This is a genomic window from Bradyrhizobium iriomotense (assembly GCF_018130765.1).
GTDB classification, from domain to species: domain Bacteria; phylum Pseudomonadota; class Alphaproteobacteria; order Rhizobiales; family Xanthobacteraceae; genus Bradyrhizobium; species Bradyrhizobium iriomotense_A.
The window spans coordinates 90,358-108,343 of record NZ_JAFCJZ010000027.1; the positions used below are offsets into that span (position 1 = coordinate 90,358).

A 17,986-nucleotide genomic window follows, 5' to 3' on the forward strand; every position below is an offset into this window, starting at 1 on the left:
TCAGGTGTGATTCGACAGCCGTAGAAGTGCGGGCCGGTAGGGAGCCTGCGGGTCGTCGTCCTCGTTCTCTGGAATCGCGCAGGAGCCGAATTCCTGCCTGATCCGCTCGATCTCGGCGACGCGCGCATGCAGCCGCTGCAAATGCTCGGGCGAGGACGCCCGCCAGAACCGGAAGGTGTCGGCGGTGAGCGGCAGGAACGCCGTTCCGAACAATGTCGGCTCGGGCACGACGGTGCGTCCGAGCAGCAGGAACCGCTCGGCTCCGGAGACGATCAGGGTCGCATAGCCGCGGTTTCCGATCCGCCTGATCCCATTCAGCGACCATTCGGCGAGCTTGCTGAAATAGGGCTCCTCGCGCCAGCGGTCGGGGCAATCGTCGTCGACGGTGACGTTGACGGCGTCCTGGCTGAAATGCACCACGATGCCCGACTTCGCCGGGAACCAGTCGTCGTCGAGATGGCCCTGCAGCCAGGCGCAGACGAAGGACCGGCACATTTGCGGACGGCGCTCGTAGATGGTGCATCCCGTGCCGGCCTGCCAATGCCGGCACAGCTGGTTGACCGGCTTGTCGACGCCGGCCACTTCGAGGATGTCGCAGCAGGCGTTGCACGATCCGCATTGCCGGGCCGGCCGCGCCGTCTTCGGCAGGCCGGTCGCACGAAAGCCCTGGCCGTCGCGGACCAGCAGCTTCTGCTTCTCCAGCGCGATCAGAGCACGTTCGATCTTGAGGCGGGAAAGCCCGGTGGCGTCGATCACGCCCTTCATCGTCGTCGCGCCGGCCTCGACCGCGCGGACGACGCTCAGCATCGCCTGGTCCATCGTCTTTTCTTGTTGTTGTCGTCCGGTCCCGGACGCCGGCATCGCAGGCCGGTGCCGGGGAGTGGCGGCGAGTTGCCGGTTGTGAAAGTAATGGCTTACTCCAAAAGCTATCTTTCTCCGTTTTGTCGAACAACAAGCCGAGCCCGACATGCACGCATGCGGCACTTGCGCAAATGCGGGATCACGCATGGCGATCACGGTCGCCTGCGAAGTGGTTTGCAAACGCCAAACGCGAGCGATCGGCTCAATTCGCCCTCAAGTGCGGCCATTTCGTCGCCGCGCAGCGCCAGGAAAGGAGACGCGACACGCATTGTCGTCACGCAGTCGTGATATCTGCGGTGTGTGCGCTCGCGCCGCGTGAGGCGACACGTTTGCGTGATGAGGAGCGGCGGACTGAGGACATCGCGCCGCGTTGCTGCTGCATCACACCGGGAACAATCTGTGGTGGGGGCGACAGGGACATCCCATCATCGCATGACCCAGATCAAGACCTGTCGGCACGCCACCTGCTAGCTGAAGGCATGAACTTCCTGACCTTCCTCACGGCGACCTGCTTCCTTCTCGCCATGCCCGGACCGACCAACACCTTGCTCGCGACATCGGGGGCCGGGGTCGGTATCTCCCACTCGCTTCATCTGCTTGCGGCGGAATTATGCGGCTATCTCGCGGCAATCGCGCTGTTGCGGCTGGCGCTCGGGCCGATCGTGAGCGACATCCCGCTCGCGGCGGTCGTGCTCCGCGTGGCGGTGACCGTCTACATCCTCGGCCTTGCCGTCATGCTCTGGCGCGTCAACGCGCGCGGGCTCCGCGACGGTGCCGTGGTGACGTTCCGCCAGGTGCTGCTCACCACGCTCTTGAATCCGAAGGCGATGGTGTTCGCCTTCCTGCTGCTGCCGCTTCAGGCCGGGCTGTTCGAACTCCTGCCCTGGCTCGGTGTGATCGCGCTGCTGATCGTCATGGCCGGTGCTGCCTGGGTGACGCTGGGCGCGACCCTCGGCCGTGCTGCCCGTCGTCGCGGGCGGCCCGAGTTGATCACGCGCACCGGCGCGGTCACGCTCGTCGCCGTCACCGGCCTGATCTGGCTTCAATCGTTCCTGAGCGCGTGAAGGCTTGCGGATGTCGAGGCGGAGGCGCGTCGTCCATCGCAGTCTCGGCTCCTCGTGGAGGTATCGGCTGTCATGGTCAATCGGCGCAGCGTCGTGGCGGGACTGGCGTGTGCCGCCGTCATGTCTCCAAACGGATCGCGTGCGGCTACGGCAGTGACCTACGCGGAAGCGGTGCGCACCACCTGGGCGCCGCTGCGTCCAGATGAGGGCGTCCATGACATCGTGCGTTACGCGACCCTCGCCGCCAACAGCGACAACACCCAGCCCTGGCGTTTCACGCTGAGTCCGGAGAACATCGTCATTGCGCCGGATCTCTCGCGTCGCTGTCCCGCGGTCGACCCCGACGATCACCACCTGTACGTCAGTCTCGGATGCGCAGCCGAAAATCTCACGCATGCGGCGGCCGCCGCCGGCCTGAGGTCGACATTGCGGTTTGAAGCCGGTGCGGTCGTTGCGGATCTCGAGCGCGCGACTGCGCAGGTCTCGGCCCAGTTCGCCGCGATCCCGAACCGGCAGTCGACGCGCACGGCCTTTGATGGTCGGCCCGTTTCAAACGATCTGCTTCGCAGCCTCGAGCAGGCCGGCACCGGCGAAGGCGTCGCGGTCTTGCTCTTGACCGACCGTCAGCAGATGCAGCGCCTCGCCGACTACGTCGTCGAAGGCAACACGATGCAGCTGCGTGATCCGAAGTTCATGGAGGAGCTCCAGGCCTGGATGCGCTTCAACGAGGGCGAGGCGGTTGCAACGATGGATGGCCTGTTCTCGCGCGCATCCGGCAATCCGGCCTTGCCGCGGTGGCTGGCGCGGCCGCTGCTGCCGTTCGTGTTCACCGAACGCCGCGAGAACGACAAGTATCGCGCCTGTATCGAGAGCTCCGCCGGCCTTGCGGTGTTCGTCGCCGAGCATGACGACAAGGCGCATTGGGTCGAAGTCGGGCGCGCCTGCCAGCGCTTCGCGCTGCAGGCGACGGCGCTCGGCCTCAAATATGCCTTCGTCAACCAACCGGTCGAGATTCCTGGCCTGCGACGGCAGCTCGCGGCGTATCTCGGTCTCGGCGGGCGCTTGCCCGATCTCGTCGTGCGCTTCGGCGCGGGGCCGGAGCTGCCGAAGTCGTTGCGGCGGCCCGTCGCGCAGGTGATCGCGTAAGGCCGTCCGCTGCCGCCAAGCGGCGCTACTGTGCGCCCGATCCGCCCTGCACGATCTTCTCGTTCAGCTTCTGGTCAACGGTCTCGACCGTGCGGTCGATCTCGGCATTGGGCGCGCCGAGCTGATGCGAGATCAGCTTCACCAGGAGGTCGACGCGCTCGATGAAGGGCGCGCCGCTCGCCACCGCGCGCGCGGCCGACGACGGCTTGAGCAGGCTTTCCGCCGCCTTGGCATATTTCGCGAACGGTACCTGGTCCTGCGGATCGGCGCCGAGGCGGCGGGCGATGGCGTCGACGTGGTCGTAGATCGTCTGCGAGCGCTTGAGATCGCCGTGCACGGCGTCGCGGATCGACTGCGGCTCGTTCGGGGTGATGCAGCGGTAGTTGCCGGTGAGCAGCATCGACCATTTCGCCAGCGGTACGAACAGGGAATCGAACACCTTCAGCTTCACCGGCACGTCGTGGCCGTCGAGCGTCACCGCGTCGATGTCGGCTTCGAGTTCGCGCAGCAGCTTGTTGTGCTTCTCGTCGGCGAAGACCGATGCCTTGAAATTGGTGGGCAGGCCGACATGGAGCACGTTCGCGGCTTCCTCCGGCGGGCGGAAGGCCTGCGGGTCGGGCGAGCACAGCGTCACGAGGCCCGGCTCGAACCGCTCCCACACCTGCGCATTGGTGTAGGCCTCCTCGAGATCCATGTCGGCGAGCGCCGGAATCCGCTTCAGATAGGGCAGCGGCGGCATGTTCATGATCGACAGGCACGGCAGCTTCGCCGCGGCGATCTTGACCATGAGCACGCGCACCGTGTGATTGGTGTATTGCGGCTCCTGCATCGCGAGGCCGACCAGATCGTAACGGGAGAGGTCGACGTTGGCCGGCGTCACGGCGTCGAGCTTGCCGGGCAGGTCGCGCGAGAAGATCGCCCGGTGCACTGCCTCGTCGCGCAACTTGATGCGCACCTCGGTACCGTCGCGGTTGATGAGCTCCGCGGTCTTGGCGCGGCAGACCAGGGTGACATTGTGCCCCGCCATCAGCAGCTTCGTGCCCAGCAGGGAGCCGTAGGAAGCCCCGAGAATCAGAATGTTGCGCGCCATGTTTCGTCCCTTGGAGATGTCATGTGATTTTTGCGCCCCGACGGTCGTCCGAGGGGGCGATTTGCCGGCATGTAAAGCGAAGTGGCCAGCAATGGCAACTGGGATAATGCATACAAGATGCAGAAGGCGGGCTGCCCGGTCGCGCCGTGACCAATGAAGTGCGACGAATCTGTCCGGCCTGGGGCTGCAGATCCGTCCGTTGCTTGAAACAAATTATCTCTGGACGTTCGGAATGTTTGTACGCGAATGAGCGCCCCCGGGGAGCCGTCTCGTCGATTTCCCGCCGCATCGACAGTCCGAAAATCCCGGGCGAAGACAATCGGCAGTGATGAAGCGGCAATCGGCCGGATCTATCAGTGCTGCGGTGATTGGTGGCGTGCCGGATGCGCCCATAAGAAGTTCATGAGAAGCCGATACCGGTCATGCCTCTTCTGTCATCAAGCGGCATCCAAATTTTAGTCGTCAGCCGCAACAAAAAACTGCAAACGGAAGGCCGAAAAAATGGCAATGTGGCGCGGGGCCGTAACTGTAGATCAGCAACGGAGCTGAGACGTGACGATTGAGTTGGAGCCGGCGTGCAACTTGTGTTGAGACCGGCTGATGGGGGTGGCACACCGTGTGGCCCAGTGCCCTCGCTCGCGCGAAGCGAACACGAACTGAACATCAGATGGGATTTCGGTTCACCAAAGGCTCGATCCCGCGCGGGGGGCGTTCTGCCCCTACGCGGAATGGCAGCGAAACAGATCGACGAGGCCGACAGCATCAGCAGACGCACGCGTGATGCACGCGACCAGGTACGCCTGGGATCGCAGCGAGCAGGCGTGCACGGCGCTGCGCTGAGAGCGCAGCCGGCAAGTCTGGCCAATCGCTGACGGCACCGTTCGGGGAAAAAGATGGAAGGTGATCATTGGCCTCACGGCTCCTGCGATGGAGCCGGTGGAAGCCTGGTACGCTTGCGAAAGCGCGCGTCCGAATTTTTCGAAAGTCTGTCTGTCGCGGAGCTTGCGCGCGAGACGCACAGGCATCTGTGGGTTTCAGACTGGTTGAGGGTCGCGGAAGACTACCGTAGCTCCGCCGAATCCGCGCGCGCGGACGGTGCCGACCGGATCGTCGCATGCGAAGCGTGGATATGCGCGCTGATGGCGTTCGAAGTCGCGCGAAGCCTGTCTGCTCCGGACGATCTCGCGAGTACCGACTTCGCCGATAGGGTCGGTCTCAGCCTGAGAGGCTTCGCGGACGATGCGGCTCAAGCGATCGAGCGCGTGGAGATAGATGGCTTCGATCAGGGAGCATTGACCGGCTTCTTCCTGCCGGCGCTCTGTCACGGGCCTTCCGCGCCTGCGGTCATCTGCATCGCCGACGAGGACGTCACCCTGGCCTCGATGATGAGCAGGCTCTTGCCCGCCTCGCTGCGCCGGAACATGTCACTTCTGCTCATCGATCCCGGCAGTTCGCCCGTTCGTCGACCGCTCAGACAGGAGCACGTCCTCCAATGCTGGCTGGACTATCTGGAGGCGCGTCCGGATGTCGACTCGCAGCGGATAGCGATCTACGGCGAAGGGGCGGGCGCCAGTCATGCCTCCCGCCTTGTCCTCTCGGATCGCAGGGTCGCCGCCGCCGTGTGCGACGGCGGTCTTTTGCGGTCGGTCGCGCACCGGGCATCGGTTCATTGGATGACAGGCGTCGAGCAGGTCGTCGAGGGCGGAGCCTCGATGCGTCCGTTGCCGTCGCCGCGCCGAATGGCCTGTCCGCTTCTCATGGTGGTCGGGAGCCGCTCGATGGTGCGTGAACAGGAGGCGCTCGAGCTGCAAGCCGGCTATCGCCAGGCCGGAGCCGATTGCTCGGTCGTCGTGCCGAACCGCATCCCGTATCCTCTGGGCGAGGTCGAGAATTTCGTCACGGTGGACGACTTCATTTTTGAGTGGCTCGACGCCAAGCTTGGAGCTGCTCGTCGCCTCGATCCCGTCACCTACCTCTAGTGGATGATCCTCGAGAGTGTGCCGCGGTCTTCTCGCGACGAACGCGGTGCAGTCATGCTGAGACAACGCCAGAAGGGCCTGGAATTCCTTCTCTTCCCGTCGCGCTTTGGCCGCGTCGGGAAGAGCCGCGGATCACGACACGTCGATAGCCAGTAGCCGTGCAGCGAGCCGGGCATTCTTGGCAATGGTCGCGAGCGCGGCATTCAGATCGGCGAGGGTCTTCTCGTCGAGCTCGTTGAACATGGTCGAATTCAGGGCGAGCTTCCGCTTGGACAGTTTTTCGATGTCCGTTGTCGCCTTTTCCGTCAGCGACATCAGAACGAAGCGGGCGTCGTCGGCCGCCGGCCGTCGCGACAGGAATCCGCTTTTCTCGAGGCTCTTGGTCTGGTTGGTCACGAAGGCGGGGTGGATCCGCAGTTTGTTCGCGATATCGATTCCGGCGACGCCTCGTCCCTCGTCCAGCTCGGTGATGGCCATCAGGATCAGCCATTGCGGCTCGGTAATGCCCAGCAGTCCGGCCCAGCTGCCGTGGATGTCCTCCAGCTGCGAGTGGATTTCAACGATATTCCAGATGAACTCCGTAATCGCCCGGTCGGCCTTCTTCTCGATCATATGGCTTCCCCCAATCGATCATTTTCTTTTTGTCTTGGTCGGTCTTTTTACCCGGATATTGGCAAACCGTCTCGCATATCGTGCGCGGAACACTTCATTGGGGAAATTGTGCCGTCACTTAATGCTTGCGAAAAGCAATTGATTAAGTTACGCCTCTTCCCACTCAGAATTTGCTGCTCTTGACCATCGTCAGTGGACAGCGATGTGAGACCTCCAAGAAAGCCCTCGGGATGCCCCCTGAGGGCTTTTTCTTTTATTTCAATCGCTTGTGTCGCGTCCTGCATTCGCTGTTGCTCCCAGGCAACATCCCCTTCCGAACTTGCGCTTCACCAAATCAATGAATTGAGACGATTGTTTTTATAAACTATATGTGAGGTCACGACGGAGGGGGGGCACCTCGCTGTCGTTTCAGTCCGGACCCTCAGTGCGGACCTGAATTGAACGGAAATTGAGAGGGTCAAGCGGCCTCCACCGAGGAGCCGAGCCCCCTGAACCGACCTGGAGGTTTATCTAATGAAGTTGACGAAGACGCTCTTTCTCGGCTCGGCAGCCGGCCTGATGGCCGTCTCCGGTGCGTTCGCAGCCGATCTTCCCGTGAAGGCCAAGGCGGTCGAATACGTGAAGGTCTGCTCGCTGTACGGCGCCGGCTTCTACTACATCCCGGGCACCGACACCTGCATCAAGCTCGGTGGTTACCTGCGCGCTGACGCCGTGCTGGGCTCCAATTCGGACTTCAATCCGAACCAGGGCGGTACTGCCGGTGCTCGCAACCGCATGATGAACTACTACACCTTCCGCGCTCGTGAAGACCTGAACATCGACACGCGCACCGCGACCGAATACGGCGTGGTCCGTACCTTCTTCGACGGCGTGTTCACCTGGACGACCGGCAACTACACGCCCACCGGTTCGGCCACCGGCGGCACCGTGTACAGCGGCGCGCTCACTCTCAACGCTGCGGGCACCGGCCTCGTCGGTTCGAACGGCTCTGGCTCGGTGAACGGCACCGACGGTAACACCTCGGCCGGTGCGCTCGGCGTGTACTACGCCTTCATCCAGTTCGCCGGTTTCACGATGGGTAAGGCCGTGTCGCAGTTCGACGCGCCCTGGACCAACTATCCCGGCAACATCACCGACAACCTCGTCGGCGGCAGCGGCACCGTGACCGGCGTCACCCAGTTCACCTACACGGCCGATTTCGGCCAGGGCGTGACGGCGTCGTTCTCGGCTGAAGATGCCACCGCGTACTATCAGGCCGGCAACCTCAACATGACCGGCGCGACCGCGGGCGGCATGATCGGCGGCTCGTACGGCACCAACGCTATCGGCGGCTCGCGTTCGCCGAACCTCGTCGGTCAGGTGCGTGTCGACCAGGCCTGGGGCCTGTTCCAGGCGTCGGTGGCTGCGCATGACAACCACGTCGGCTATTACGGCGCGACCGAAGCCACGGGCCATCCCGACGACAAGTGGGGCTGGGCGGTTCAGCTCGCTCTCTCGATCAAGAACATCCCGACTGGCGCGGGTGACACGATCAACATCCAGGGCGTCTACACCGACGGTGCAACCCGCTACAACTTCCAGAACCTGTCGGGCAGCTCCTACGCGCTGTACGGTAGCTCGAGCACGGCCTACGGCAGCCTCGGCTTCGCCAACGCTCCCGACACGGTGTTCGTGACCGGCAGCTCGCAGGAAACCGTCAAGACCTGGGGCTTCCGTGGCGCTTACACCCACAACTGGGATCCCTACTGGAACTCCGCGCTGTACGGTGCCTACGCTCAGGCCCAGTTCGGCACGCTGGCCAAGACCACGCTCTGCGGCGCCGGTGGTGCTGGCGGCGTGTTCGGTGGCCTGGCCGGTGTCACCTCGTGTAACCCGGACTTCGCGATCGGCCAGCTCGGTATCGTCACCCGCTGGACCCCGGTCAAGAACCTGACCTTCTCGGCCGACCTCTCCTGGACCCATCTCGACCAGAAGTACTCGGGCACTGTCGCTATCGCCCCGGGCGTCACGACCGCCAAGCCGGCCGCGACCTACGAGCTGAAGGATCAGGACTCGATCGCCATGATCCTGCGCGCTCAGCGCAACTGGTAAGATCTGTCGAAAGATCTCAAAGAGCACCCGGCGGGCAACCGCCGGGTGTTTTTTGTTGTGCGAGGCTGATGACGTGAGGGCGGGTCGAAGCCCCGTAGCCCGGGTGAGCGAAGCGACACCCGGGAAACCGCTCGGAAGGATGATCCCGGATGTCGCTCCGCTCATCCGGGCTACAGGACCGGGCTGTGTCGCCCGGCTGTCAACCCGTCGCGCCAAAAATATTCCGTTTTACCGAAATTCGGATTTGTCGTATGTGTCGCTCATCCCGGCTCATCCTTGAGGGGCGATCATGTGGTCGTCATTTTCGCGAGCCGGATTGCGGTGGACGCGGCAGCGTCGGCACGGGAGGTGCGGGCAGGGCGGGTAGTCCCTGTGAGCTCGTAACCACGTGTGGACGAACGGCGCTGACAGGTTCGTCTCGTCTGTAAGTTTCCGGCTCCGTCGACGGGGCTGGGAAAACTGCGGCGAAATGGCGGACCGCGCGTACGGCAAAACCGTGTGGTCCTGGCCGTCGTTGCTACGGCCAAGCTCTTGCGGATGCGGCCCTCGCGTCAACCGGCGCGGCGCCGGTGAATTTCGTGAGGGTGAGGGAGGCCAGAACGAACTCGGCTCCCGGGAGAGCACGGCATAAGCCGTCCGACCATCGCGCAGGGAAGGCCGAGTGATTGGCTACACCTGTATGCTGCTGTGCGGTCTCTTTGCGCACCATTTTCGCGCAGCAGACCGCGGGTGCCAGCCGGCACCCGGCCTTCCCTGCGCCCTCTTGGTTTAGAGGGTGGAGAGACCACGCAAAGCTCGGGCGAAATCAGCCGCGAGGAGGCGAAGGCGTGTCCGCAATTCGAAATGCGCGCCGTAAGAGCGACGCTGCTGCCTCATACTCCGTCATTGCGAGCGCAGCGAAGCAATCCAGAATCCCACCGCGGAAAGAGTCTGGCTTGCTTCGCTGCGCTCGCAATGACGATGATGAAGCAGTTTCACCGATGCCCGTGAAACTATCCGCAAGCCTTGCAATCGCCAGCGCCCGGAAATTGCGCGCGCCTCAACCCTGGCTCGCCACGCGGGCGCGATCGAGATGCTCCTCGATCTTGGGGCGGTCGCGGGTGCGCTCGAAACTGGTGCAGAGCAGCTCGGTCTCCTCGAGCGAAACAGGAGCGCGATACAACCGGCACATGAACTCGGCGGTTGCACGTCCCTTCGCGGCGGCCGGACCGAGGCCTGGGCTGCGTTCGGCGAGAAACATGCAGTCCCGGCAGATGCTGGCATCGAGTCGTTGATGCGCGGCGTCGAGGTGATTGAGGATCTCCCGCAGCGAGTCGCGCAAGCGGATGCACTCGTCGGTCCCGAGCGCCGTGACCGCATTCACCACGTGGTTGATCGGGTCGTGCTGGCTCAGGCACTTCTCGCCCTGCGCGGTGACGTGGAGCACCACGGAACGCTTGTCCTCATGCGAGGGCTTTCGCTGCAGGAAAGACTTGCTCTCCAGCGTCTTCACGATCTGCGATGCCGTCGCCCTGGTGGCGCCGATGAAGCCGGCGAGTGCGGACGGTGTGCGCGAAAACCTGTTGGCGCGGCCGAGGAAGCGCAGCGCCATCCATTCCCGATCGCGCAACCCATGCTGATTGCCTTCGAAATACCAAGCCCGCGCCGCCTGGACCAGCAGCTCGACGGCTTCTCTTGCCAATGGCATGGATTCCTACCTCGCCCCCGGAACTTCGTCTGCGGCGTCCCGAAGCCGCCCGGCGCCCAGGCTCGCGAATCTTTCGAGGACCATCAGACCTCCGGACGCGTCCGATGAGCGTCGCGCCGTCCGGAACGTCAGGTTGCGTCGCTGATGGCATACCAGTCGCGTCGTCGCACGGGAGCCCGAGTTGCCGTCACCAGCGGATGATGGATCGGAGTTGTTCAACCGAAGGCCCCTGAAGTTCAAGTCACAAGCAGACGTTTCTTATCTTGCGCCGAAACGATGAATGAGCTTCTCAACAAAATCAAGTAGAGACGCTCTTTGAGACTGGGTGTCGCCGCAGGCGAATGTAACGTTCAAGACAATCTCGCTTCCAGGGACACATGATGGTGAATGCAATACGCTGTCCCGCGCGCAACATGCACGCAACTATACGACGGTTTGATTGCACAGGATGTTGATGTCTGCCGTTGATGCAGATTGATCGAAGCTTGTGCACGCAAAGGCGATCTGCGTTGACGAGTCATCCACAACTTGTGGGATCTGCGGGAGAATTGCCCGGGGGAACCTGCAGGAATTGCACGTGGCGGTTGTTGCGGGCGCGATTCGGAGAATCGACGATTCGCCCGCCTGCCACGCGGCCGCCCATGCTCCTCCGAACGGTTGAAGCGCTCATGAGCGGAAGCGCCGGCAGCCAAGGGGTGTGCACGCGCCGGCAGCGTGGCGGCATGCGCGAACGACCGTCGAAATAGTGAGCAAGGCGAAATCGCGGGCGCCGCGCGCCCGGTCCGGCCTGCTACTCGCCCTTGAGCATGTCCCGGAGCTCGCGGAACGGGTCGGCGCTCGGCGGCGCCGAAGCGTCCTGCCGCATGGCGCTGTAGATCCGCGGAACCATGTCGACCGCCTGGTCGAGGCCCGAATCGCGCCCCTGCTGGTATCCGCCCATCAGGCGCAGGTCGCGGGTGTCCTCGTATTTGGCGATCATGGTGCGCAGCTTGCTCACCAATTCGCGTTCCTCGGGGTCCCAGACGTTGTGGGCGAGGCGGGAGACCGAGGCCAGCACGTCCACGGCCGGATAGCGCGCCTGGTCGGCGATGTGCCTGGAGAGCACGATGTGCCCGTCGAGCGTACTGCGGATGGTGTCGGCGATCGGCTCGTTGTGGTCGTCGCCGTCGACCAGCACGGAGAAGATGCCGGTGATCGTTCCGGATCCCTCCTCGCCGGGGCCGGCGCGCTCCAGAAGGCGCGGCAGGTCGGTGAAGACCGTGGGCGCGTAGCCGCGCGCCACCGCGGGCTCGCCGGCGGCGAGCGCGACCTCGCGGGCTGCGTGGGCGAAACGGGTGATCGAATCGACCATGAGCAGGACCGATTCGCCCCGATCGCGGAAATATTCGGCGACGGCCATGGCCGTCTTCGGCGCCAGCCGCCGCATCATCGGGCTCTCGTCTCCCGTTGACACGATGGTGACGGCGCGGCTGCGATTGTTACCGAGCACGTCCTCGATGAATTCGCGCACCTCGCGGCCGCGCTCGCCGACCAGGGCCAGCACGACGGTGTCGAAGCCCTGGCTGCGGGCGAGCATGGCGAGCAGCGTCGATTTGCCGACGCCGGAACCGGCAAAGATACCGACGCGCTGGCCGGCGCAGATCGGGGCGAACAGGTCGATGACGCGCACGCCGGTGCGCAGCGGCTTGTGGACGCGCGCGCGCTTCATGGCCGACGGCGCCTCGGCCTCCGCCGAGACGGCGCGCGATCCCGGCGTGAGCGGGCCCTGTCCGTCCAGGGGGGCGCCGAGCGCGTTGATGACGCGGCCCTTCCAGCTCGGATCGGGCGCGAAGGACAGCGGCGGCATCCGGTAGGCGACGGAGCCGAGGCCGCCGCCGAACTGCCGGTCGAACGGCTTGGCGATGATGCCGTCGCTGTCGATCCGCACCACTTCGCCGATCTGGGGCTTGCTGCCGGAATTGACGCCGATCAGCTCACCAAGCCTGACGAAGCGCGACAGGCCAGAGACACGGAAATGCGTCGGCGCGATCTCGGAGATCGCGCCGCTGACGCTGGCCAGGGGAGTGCTCTGCTGAAGCTCCAGCAGCGCCCACTCGAGTTGCCGAAGAGCATTCAAGGAAACCGTCCACCCTCATTGCGCACGCGGCGCACTCTACTTGCAAGTCTACTTACCCGGCTCGCCCAGCGTCCGGATTGCGTTCTGGAGCGAGCTCTCGGTGCCCTCGATCATCGAATTGGTGCCGTCGAAGGCGCGCGAGGCGGCCATCAGCTTGGTCAATTCCATCATCGGATTGGCGCCGGACCCCTCGACATAGCCCTGCTTGAAGCCGTCGCGGGAGAAATCGGCAATCGCGGTCGCGGGCCGGTCGGGCGTGACGCCGGAATTGCCGTAGCGCTCGAGATTGGCGTCAGCGGGAATGTTGAACAGGCCGATGGTGCCGATCTCGTTGTTGTCCTGGGTGATCGCGCCGCTGCGCGAGATCGAGACCGGTCCGCCGTTCGGGTCGAGCGTGATCTGCGCGCCGCCGGCATCGACGACGGGGAAGCCGGACACCGTCTGAAGGTCGCCGTTGGCGGCGATCTGGAGCCGGCCGTCGCGCGTATAGACCGTGCCGTTCGGGCCGGCGAAGGCGAGCCAGCCCTGTCCCACCACGGCTACGTCGAGCGGATTGCCGCTCTCGGTGATGTTGCCCTGCTCGCGGGAGATGATGTTGTCGCCGGGGGAGGAGAAGGCGACCGGGTTCGCGCCGGCCTTGGACAGTACGGTCTCGAATTTCACCACGTCGGTGCGGAACGCCGCCGTGTTGACGTTGGCAACGTTGTTGGCGATCGTCTGGAGGCGCTTTTCGAGGGCGACCTGCGCCGACAATCCCACATAGAGAGCGGATTGCATGACTTACCTGTTGAACTTGATGTTCTGAAGCGTCGTGAGCATGTTGGTATCCAGGCTCATCGATGTCGCGGCGCCGGCGATCAGGACCAGCGCGGGATTGGTCGAGGTGTCGCTCTGGGCCTGGGTCGCATCCCACATCGCCGCGAAGCGCTGCACGAATTTGGTGACCTTGGTCGAGTCCTGGAAATCGGTGAGATCGATGTTGTCCGTGATCATCTTGGCCTGCATGTCGATGTCGGACGAGCTGATCGTCGACGACCAGCCCATTGCGGTCTGGACCACCTGCGTCAGGGCCTTGTCAGCGAGGATCTGGTAGGCGTTGGTGATCGTGGAGGCCTTGCGGGTGAAATAGAGCGCCAGCCGCAGGCCCTCGTTCTGGTCGCCGGCCTTCTCCTCCATCGTCTGCGTGACGTATTGGGTCGCCGTGCCGGTCGTGGCTGCGGTGGTCTGGGTCGCCTGGTCGCCGAGCGCGGCGAAATTGAAGGCGGTGGCGAACTGCCGGTAGCGGGTGTCGGAGAGCTTGTTGGCGAAGGCGTCGGAGTCCGAGACCCCCTCGGTCAGCACCTTGCGCATGAACGCCTTGGCATAGGTCATGTCGCTGAGGCCGTAGGCCTTCATCGCATAGCTGTAGAGGCGGTAGTCCTTCAGGAAGTCGTCGATCGTCTTCACATTGCCGATATGGCCGAGAAAATAATCGGTCTCGCGGCTGACGTCCGGCTCCTGCGCGACCTGGGTCATCGACTTGCCCAGGTCCGTGGTCAGTCTGGTGTAATCCGCGATGGTGGATAGCATGACACGCGCCCCTCTGGCCGCAATTGCGACATCGTCTCAAGCTGCCGCGAATTGCTTGCGCGAGGCTGGCGATGGGGGAAGCCAGCTTCGCGCAAGGCTCGCCGACTAGATATTCCCAGTGGGATCGGCGATGGAGCGGCGCGTTGGGCAGTTTCGTGGGGATTTTCATCACGGTGGCGGCGCTGCTCGGTGGATTTGCCGCCATGGGCGGGCATCTGGCCGTGCTGATGCAGCCGTGGGAATTCGTCATCATCATAGGCACCGCGGTCGGCACCTTCATCCTGGCCAATCCGTGGAAGACGGTCGTCGACACCGGGGTCGCCTGCATGCAGGCCATCACCAACGCGGTGCCGGGGCAGCGCTATTACCTCGACCTGCTCGGCGCGCTGCACGCCCTGATGCGTGAGCTGCGGGGCAAGGGCCGCAACGAGGTGGAGGCGCATATCGACGATCCTTCGAGCTCCGAGATCTTCAAGGCGTTCCCCAGCGTGCTCGGCGACCCCTCGCTGCTCCAGTTTATCTGCGACTATGTCCGTCTCATCATCATGGGCAACGCGCGCACGCACGAGATCGAGGCGCTGATGGACGAGGAAATCCACACCATCGTGAAGAGCAAGCTGGCGCCCTATCATGCGCTGGTGACGGTGTCCGAGGCGATGCCGGCGCTCGGCATCGTTGCTGCCGTGCTCGGCGTCATCAAGGCGATGGGCGCGCTCGACCAGTCGCCCAAGCTGCTGGGCGGCTTCATCGGCGCGGCCCTGGTCGGGACCTTCGCCGGCATCTTCATATCCTATGGTGTCCTTTCGCCCTTCGCGATCAAGATCAAGATGATGCGCGAGAAGAAGTGCCGGCCCTACATCATCGTCAAGCAGACGCTGCTGGCCTTCATGAACGGCGCCATGCCGCAGATCGCGGTCGAGCACGGCCGTAAGATGATCTCGAGCGGCGAGCGTCCCTCGATCGACGTCGTCGAAAACGAGACGATCGCAGGTCCCAAGGCCGTTCCGAGCGAAGCTGAACCGAAGGCCGCGCGCGCATGACGATGGAAGACGTCGAGATCGATCAGCGGAAGCAGCTGCCGAACTACCTGCTGGATGCGGCGGGTATCTCCATCGAACGCATGCCGATGCTCAATGTGATCTTCGATCGCATGGCGGCATCGTGCACCGACAGCCTGCAGCCGATGGCGGGAACGCCCTGCTATTTCTCGGTCAACGGCATCACCAACGACCCCCTCGGCGACATCATCAAGGATTACGAGGGCAACGCGGTCGCCGCCGTGCTCTATGCCGAGCAGTGGGACTCGCGCGTCATCATCATGCTGGATCGCGACTTCGTGTTCACGATGGTCGAGGCGATGTTCGGCTCCGACGGCGCCGAGCCGCCGCTCGACGTCGAGCGTACCTTCTCGAACATCGAGATCCGCCTGGTCCAGGCGCTGTTCGAACGGTTCGCCAAGGCGCTGCAATCCGCCTTCGCCGGCACGTCCAACGTCACCTTCCGCGTCGAGCGGGTCGAGACCGCGATGGCCTCGCTGGCGATCGGGCGCAGTGGCAACATGTCGATCTGCGCGAACATCATGGTGCAGGCGCTCTATCGCGGCGGTCAGATGTTCCTCATCGTCCCGCATTCAGCGCTCAATCCGCTGCGCCAGAAACTCGCCCATGTCGTCGTTAGCGACGGTCGTGCGTCAGATCCGCGCTGGCGCGAGCAGATGGAGAGCGAGGTTCAGCGGACCGAGGTGACGTTGAGTGCCGTGCTCGACGAGAAGATGGTGACGCTCGGCGACGTCGTGAAGTTCCAGGTCGGGCAGGTGCTCGAGCTCGAAGCCACGCCGCGCACGCTGGCTCGTCTCGAAAGCAACAATCAGGTGCTGTTCTGGTGTCAGATCGGCCAGCTGGATGGCTATTACGCCATGCAGGTGTCCGATCCCGTGGATCAGAAACGGGAGTTCGTCGATGATATCCTATCTCGTTGATGCCGTGCTGCTCATTGCCCTCGCCTTCACCAGCATGCGGGTGACCAAGATGCACCGCGAGCTGGCGCGCTTGCGCAGCTATCAGGGTGAATTCTCGACCATCGTCCACGAGACGGCGGGCGCCTTCGACACGGTCATCACGGCGGCACATGACTCCACGGCAAACCTCGGGCGACTCGCCAACGTGCTCAGCGCGAAGATCGACCAGGCTCACGAGGCGATCGCGGCGCTCGATGCCAGGAGCGGGCTCGCACCGGTCGCGGCCGCAGGCGGCGCGGACCTGAACAAGCACTGAAGCCCGGACTGGCGGAACAATTACGATCGGGACGTCGCGGCGTTCCGGGAGTGGAAATACCAAGAGGCGATACCAAATGGCGCAATCCTTCGATTATGAGTCTGCACCTGCATCGGGAGAGGCCGAAACGTCTCCGCTGGAGCGGCTGGCGGAGATCGCCCAGCGCACGGCTGAGGAGACCGGCAAGTTCGCCAATGTCGACGCCATCCTGCGCATTCCCGTCACCATGCAGGTGGTGCTCGGCTCGGCGACCATTCCGGTGGCGAACCTGATGAAGCTCGGCCGTGGCGCGGTCGTTCCGCTCGATCACCGGGTCGGCGAGCCCGTCGACGTCGTCGTCAACGGCCGCATCGTCGCCCGCGGCGAGGTGGTCGTGGTCGAAGAGGACAATTCCCGCTTCGGCGTCTCGCTCACTGAGATCGTCGGGCCGCTGGGGCAGGGTGATACCTGACCATGGCGGCACCGGTCGGCATCGCTCCCGTCAAGCAGCGAGGCGTTTCCACGCTGGGCGGCACGGAAAAGGTCGCCGCGCTCCTGCTGGCGATGGGCCGGCAGGCGGCCGCGAGCGTGCTTCAGCAGTTCGAGCCGCAGGAGATCCGCATCGTCACCAAGGCGGCGGCGGAGCTGCGGCCGATCACCGCGCAGGAGCTCGAGGGAATCGTCGAGGAGTTCGCCCAGCAGTTCTCGATGGGCGCGAACATTCTCGGCACTCTCGGTGGCCTGGAAGCCGTGCTCGGCGACGTGCTGCCGGCCGACCAGGTCTCGGCGATCATGACGGACCTGCTCGGCAATTCGAGCCGGTCGGTGTGGGACCGCGTCTCGTCGGTGTCGGAAAATTCGCTGGCGACCTACCTGTCCAAGGAGCATCCGCAGACCGCGGCGCTCATCCTGTCCAAGGTCAAGCCGTCCTGCGCCGCCAAGGTGATGAGCCAGTTGCCGTCGAGCCTGCGCAACGAATTGATGCGGCGCGTGCTGAGCCTCAAGCCGATCGTCGACGACGCGATGAAGGTCCTCGAGAAGACGCTGCACGAAGATCTGACGCTGAATTTCGCCCGCAACCTCGGCGCCGACACCTACGCCCGTGTCGCCGACATCATCAACAAGATGGAGCGCGGCCACATCGAGGACATACTGAAGAGCCTGTCGGAGAAGCGACCGAAGTCGGCCGAGGTGCTGAAGGAACTGCTGTTCACCTTCGACGACGTCATCAACCTGGCGCCGAAGGCGCGCACGATGATCTTCGACCAGGTGCCGACCGACCGCATCGTGGTCGCGCTGAAGGGGACCGACAAGCACTTCCGCGAACTGATCCTGTCCTCGGTCGCATCGCGCGTCCGCCGCGTCGTCGAGGCCGAGCTCGCGATGGGCGAGCCGTCGAACCAGCGCGACGTGCTGGAGGCGAGGCGCGTGATCACCGACCTCGCACTCGACCTCGCGGAGAAGGGCGAAATCGAGCTCAACCCCGACCAGGAGGATGAGCTGGTCTTCCGCTGACCGC

Annotated in this window: 16 protein-coding genes; 9 read left to right on the plus strand and 7 right to left on the minus strand. The window is 64.2% G+C overall.

Annotated features, from left to right (window positions below; all coding sequences use genetic code 11):
• Entirely contained in the window at positions 1–819 is an 819-nt protein-coding gene (locus tag JQ635_RS33710) for a YkgJ family cysteine cluster protein (RefSeq protein ID WP_211414080.1), read from the minus strand.
• 521 nt (positions 820–1,340) lie between these two features.
• Here JQ635_RS33710 and JQ635_RS33715 point away from each other — a divergent pair.
• Positions 1,341–1,925, plus strand: a complete 585-nt coding sequence (locus JQ635_RS33715; RefSeq protein ID WP_211414081.1) for a LysE family translocator — start codon at positions 1,341–1,343, stop codon at positions 1,923–1,925.
• Between the two features lie 153 nt (positions 1,926–2,078).
• Positions 2,079–3,071 (plus strand): Acg family FMN-binding oxidoreductase, encoded by a 993-nt coding sequence (locus JQ635_RS33720; RefSeq protein WP_349631895.1) that lies wholly within the window; start codon positions 2,079–2,081, stop codon positions 3,069–3,071.
• Positions 3,072–3,096: 25 nt separating this feature from the next.
• Here JQ635_RS33720 and JQ635_RS33725 read toward each other — a convergent pair whose 3' ends face one another.
• A complete protein-coding gene (locus tag JQ635_RS33725; protein ID WP_211414083.1) occupies positions 3,097–4,161 on the minus strand; it encodes a ketopantoate reductase family protein in 1,065 nt (354 codons plus the stop codon).
• Between the two features lie 893 nt (positions 4,162–5,054).
• Here JQ635_RS33725 and JQ635_RS33730 point away from each other — a divergent pair.
• Positions 5,055–6,140 (plus strand): alpha/beta hydrolase family protein, encoded by a 1,086-nt coding sequence (locus JQ635_RS33730; protein WP_211414084.1) that lies wholly within the window; start codon positions 5,055–5,057, stop codon positions 6,138–6,140.
• A gap of 132 nt (positions 6,141–6,272) precedes the next feature.
• Here the strand turns inward: JQ635_RS33730 and JQ635_RS33735 are convergent, their stop codons facing one another.
• A complete protein-coding gene (locus JQ635_RS33735) occupies positions 6,273–6,752 on the minus strand; it encodes a MarR family winged helix-turn-helix transcriptional regulator (protein ID WP_211414085.1) in 480 nt (159 codons plus the stop codon).
• Positions 6,753–7,265: 513 nt separating this feature from the next.
• On the opposite strand from JQ635_RS33735, the gene JQ635_RS33740 reads away from it, so the two are divergent.
• Entirely contained in the window at positions 7,266–8,843 is a 1,578-nt protein-coding gene (locus JQ635_RS33740) for a porin (RefSeq protein ID WP_211414086.1), read from the plus strand.
• A gap of 1,039 nt (positions 8,844–9,882) precedes the next feature.
• On the opposite strand, the gene JQ635_RS33745 is transcribed toward JQ635_RS33740, so the two are convergent.
• From JQ635_RS33745 to JQ635_RS33760, 4 genes are all read right to left on the minus strand, one after another.
• A complete protein-coding gene (locus JQ635_RS33745; protein ID WP_211405017.1) occupies positions 9,883–10,530 on the minus strand; it encodes a MarR family winged helix-turn-helix transcriptional regulator in 648 nt (215 codons plus the stop codon).
• A gap of 790 nt (positions 10,531–11,320) precedes the next feature.
• The gene (gene fliI, locus JQ635_RS33750; protein ID WP_211414087.1) at positions 11,321–12,646 is read right to left on the minus strand and encodes a flagellar protein export ATPase FliI; all 1,326 of its coding nucleotides are present in this window, start codon (positions 12,644–12,646) and stop codon (positions 11,321–11,323) included.
• 48 nt (positions 12,647–12,694) lie between these two features.
• Positions 12,695–13,423 carry a flagellar basal-body rod protein FlgF gene (flgF, locus tag JQ635_RS33755; protein ID WP_018641270.1) on the minus strand — a complete coding sequence of 243 codons (729 nt, stop codon included), beginning with the start codon at positions 13,421–13,423 and terminating at the stop codon, positions 12,695–12,697.
• A gap of 3 nt (positions 13,424–13,426) precedes the next feature.
• Positions 13,427–14,161 carry a DUF1217 domain-containing protein gene (locus tag JQ635_RS33760; RefSeq protein ID WP_433996587.1) on the minus strand — a complete coding sequence of 245 codons (735 nt, stop codon included), beginning with the start codon at positions 14,159–14,161 and terminating at the stop codon, positions 13,427–13,429.
• Positions 14,162–14,358: 197 nt separating this feature from the next.
• On the opposite strand from JQ635_RS33760, the gene motA reads away from it, so the two are divergent.
• From motA to JQ635_RS33785, 5 genes are all read left to right on the plus strand, one after another.
• A complete protein-coding gene (gene motA / locus JQ635_RS33765; RefSeq protein WP_211414089.1) occupies positions 14,359–15,255 on the plus strand; it encodes a flagellar motor stator protein MotA in 897 nt (298 codons plus the stop codon).
• Positions 15,252–16,193, plus strand: coding sequence for a flagellar motor switch protein FliM (locus tag JQ635_RS33770; RefSeq protein ID WP_211414090.1), 942 nt, complete (start codon positions 15,252–15,254; stop codon positions 16,191–16,193). Before motA ends, JQ635_RS33770 begins: the two co-directional genes overlap by 4 nt.
• Positions 16,174–16,488, plus strand: coding sequence for a hypothetical protein (locus JQ635_RS33775; protein ID WP_211414091.1), 315 nt, complete (start codon positions 16,174–16,176; stop codon positions 16,486–16,488). The genes JQ635_RS33770 and JQ635_RS33775 overlap by 20 nt, the downstream gene beginning before the upstream one ends.
• 76 nt (positions 16,489–16,564) lie before the next feature.
• Positions 16,565–16,939, plus strand: coding sequence for a flagellar motor switch protein FliN (fliN, locus tag JQ635_RS33780; RefSeq protein WP_018641265.1), 375 nt, complete (start codon positions 16,565–16,567; stop codon positions 16,937–16,939).
• A gap of 2 nt (positions 16,940–16,941) precedes the next feature.
• Entirely contained in the window at positions 16,942–17,982 is a 1,041-nt protein-coding gene (locus JQ635_RS33785; protein WP_211414092.1) for a flagellar motor switch protein FliG, read from the plus strand.
• Positions 17,983–17,986: the final 4 nt, after the last annotated feature.

Coding starts and splice junctions, on each gene's coding strand:
- JQ635_RS33710 (WP_211414080.1), bottom strand. CDS start 819: ATGGACCAGGCGATGCTGAGCGTCGTCCGCGCGGTCGAGGCCGGCGCG.
- JQ635_RS33715 (WP_211414081.1), top strand. CDS start 1,341: ATGAACTTCCTGACCTTCCTCACGGCGACCTGCTTCCTTCTCGCCATG.
- JQ635_RS33725 (WP_211414083.1), bottom strand. CDS start 4,161: ATGGCGCGCAACATTCTGATTCTCGGGGCTTCCTACGGCTCCCTGCTG.
- JQ635_RS33730 (WP_211414084.1), top strand. CDS start 5,055: ATGGAAGGTGATCATTGGCCTCACGGCTCCTGCGATGGAGCCGGTGGA.
- JQ635_RS33735 (WP_211414085.1), bottom strand. CDS start 6,752: ATGATCGAGAAGAAGGCCGACCGGGCGATTACGGAGTTCATCTGGAAT.
- JQ635_RS33740 (WP_211414086.1), top strand. CDS start 7,266: ATGAAGTTGACGAAGACGCTCTTTCTCGGCTCGGCAGCCGGCCTGATG.
- JQ635_RS33745 (WP_211405017.1), bottom strand. CDS start 10,530: ATGCCATTGGCAAGAGAAGCCGTCGAGCTGCTGGTCCAGGCGGCGCGG.
- flgF (WP_018641270.1), bottom strand. CDS start 13,423: ATGCAATCCGCTCTCTATGTGGGATTGTCGGCGCAGGTCGCCCTCGAA.
- JQ635_RS33760 (WP_433996587.1), bottom strand. CDS start 14,161: ATGACCCAGGTCGCGCAGGAGCCGGACGTCAGCCGCGAGACCGATTAT.
- JQ635_RS33770 (WP_211414090.1), top strand. CDS start 15,252: ATGACGATGGAAGACGTCGAGATCGATCAGCGGAAGCAGCTGCCGAAC.
- JQ635_RS33775 (WP_211414091.1), top strand. CDS start 16,174: ATGATATCCTATCTCGTTGATGCCGTGCTGCTCATTGCCCTCGCCTTC.
- fliN (WP_018641265.1), top strand. CDS start 16,565: ATGGCGCAATCCTTCGATTATGAGTCTGCACCTGCATCGGGAGAGGCC.
- JQ635_RS33785 (WP_211414092.1), top strand. CDS start 16,942: ATGGCGGCACCGGTCGGCATCGCTCCCGTCAAGCAGCGAGGCGTTTCC.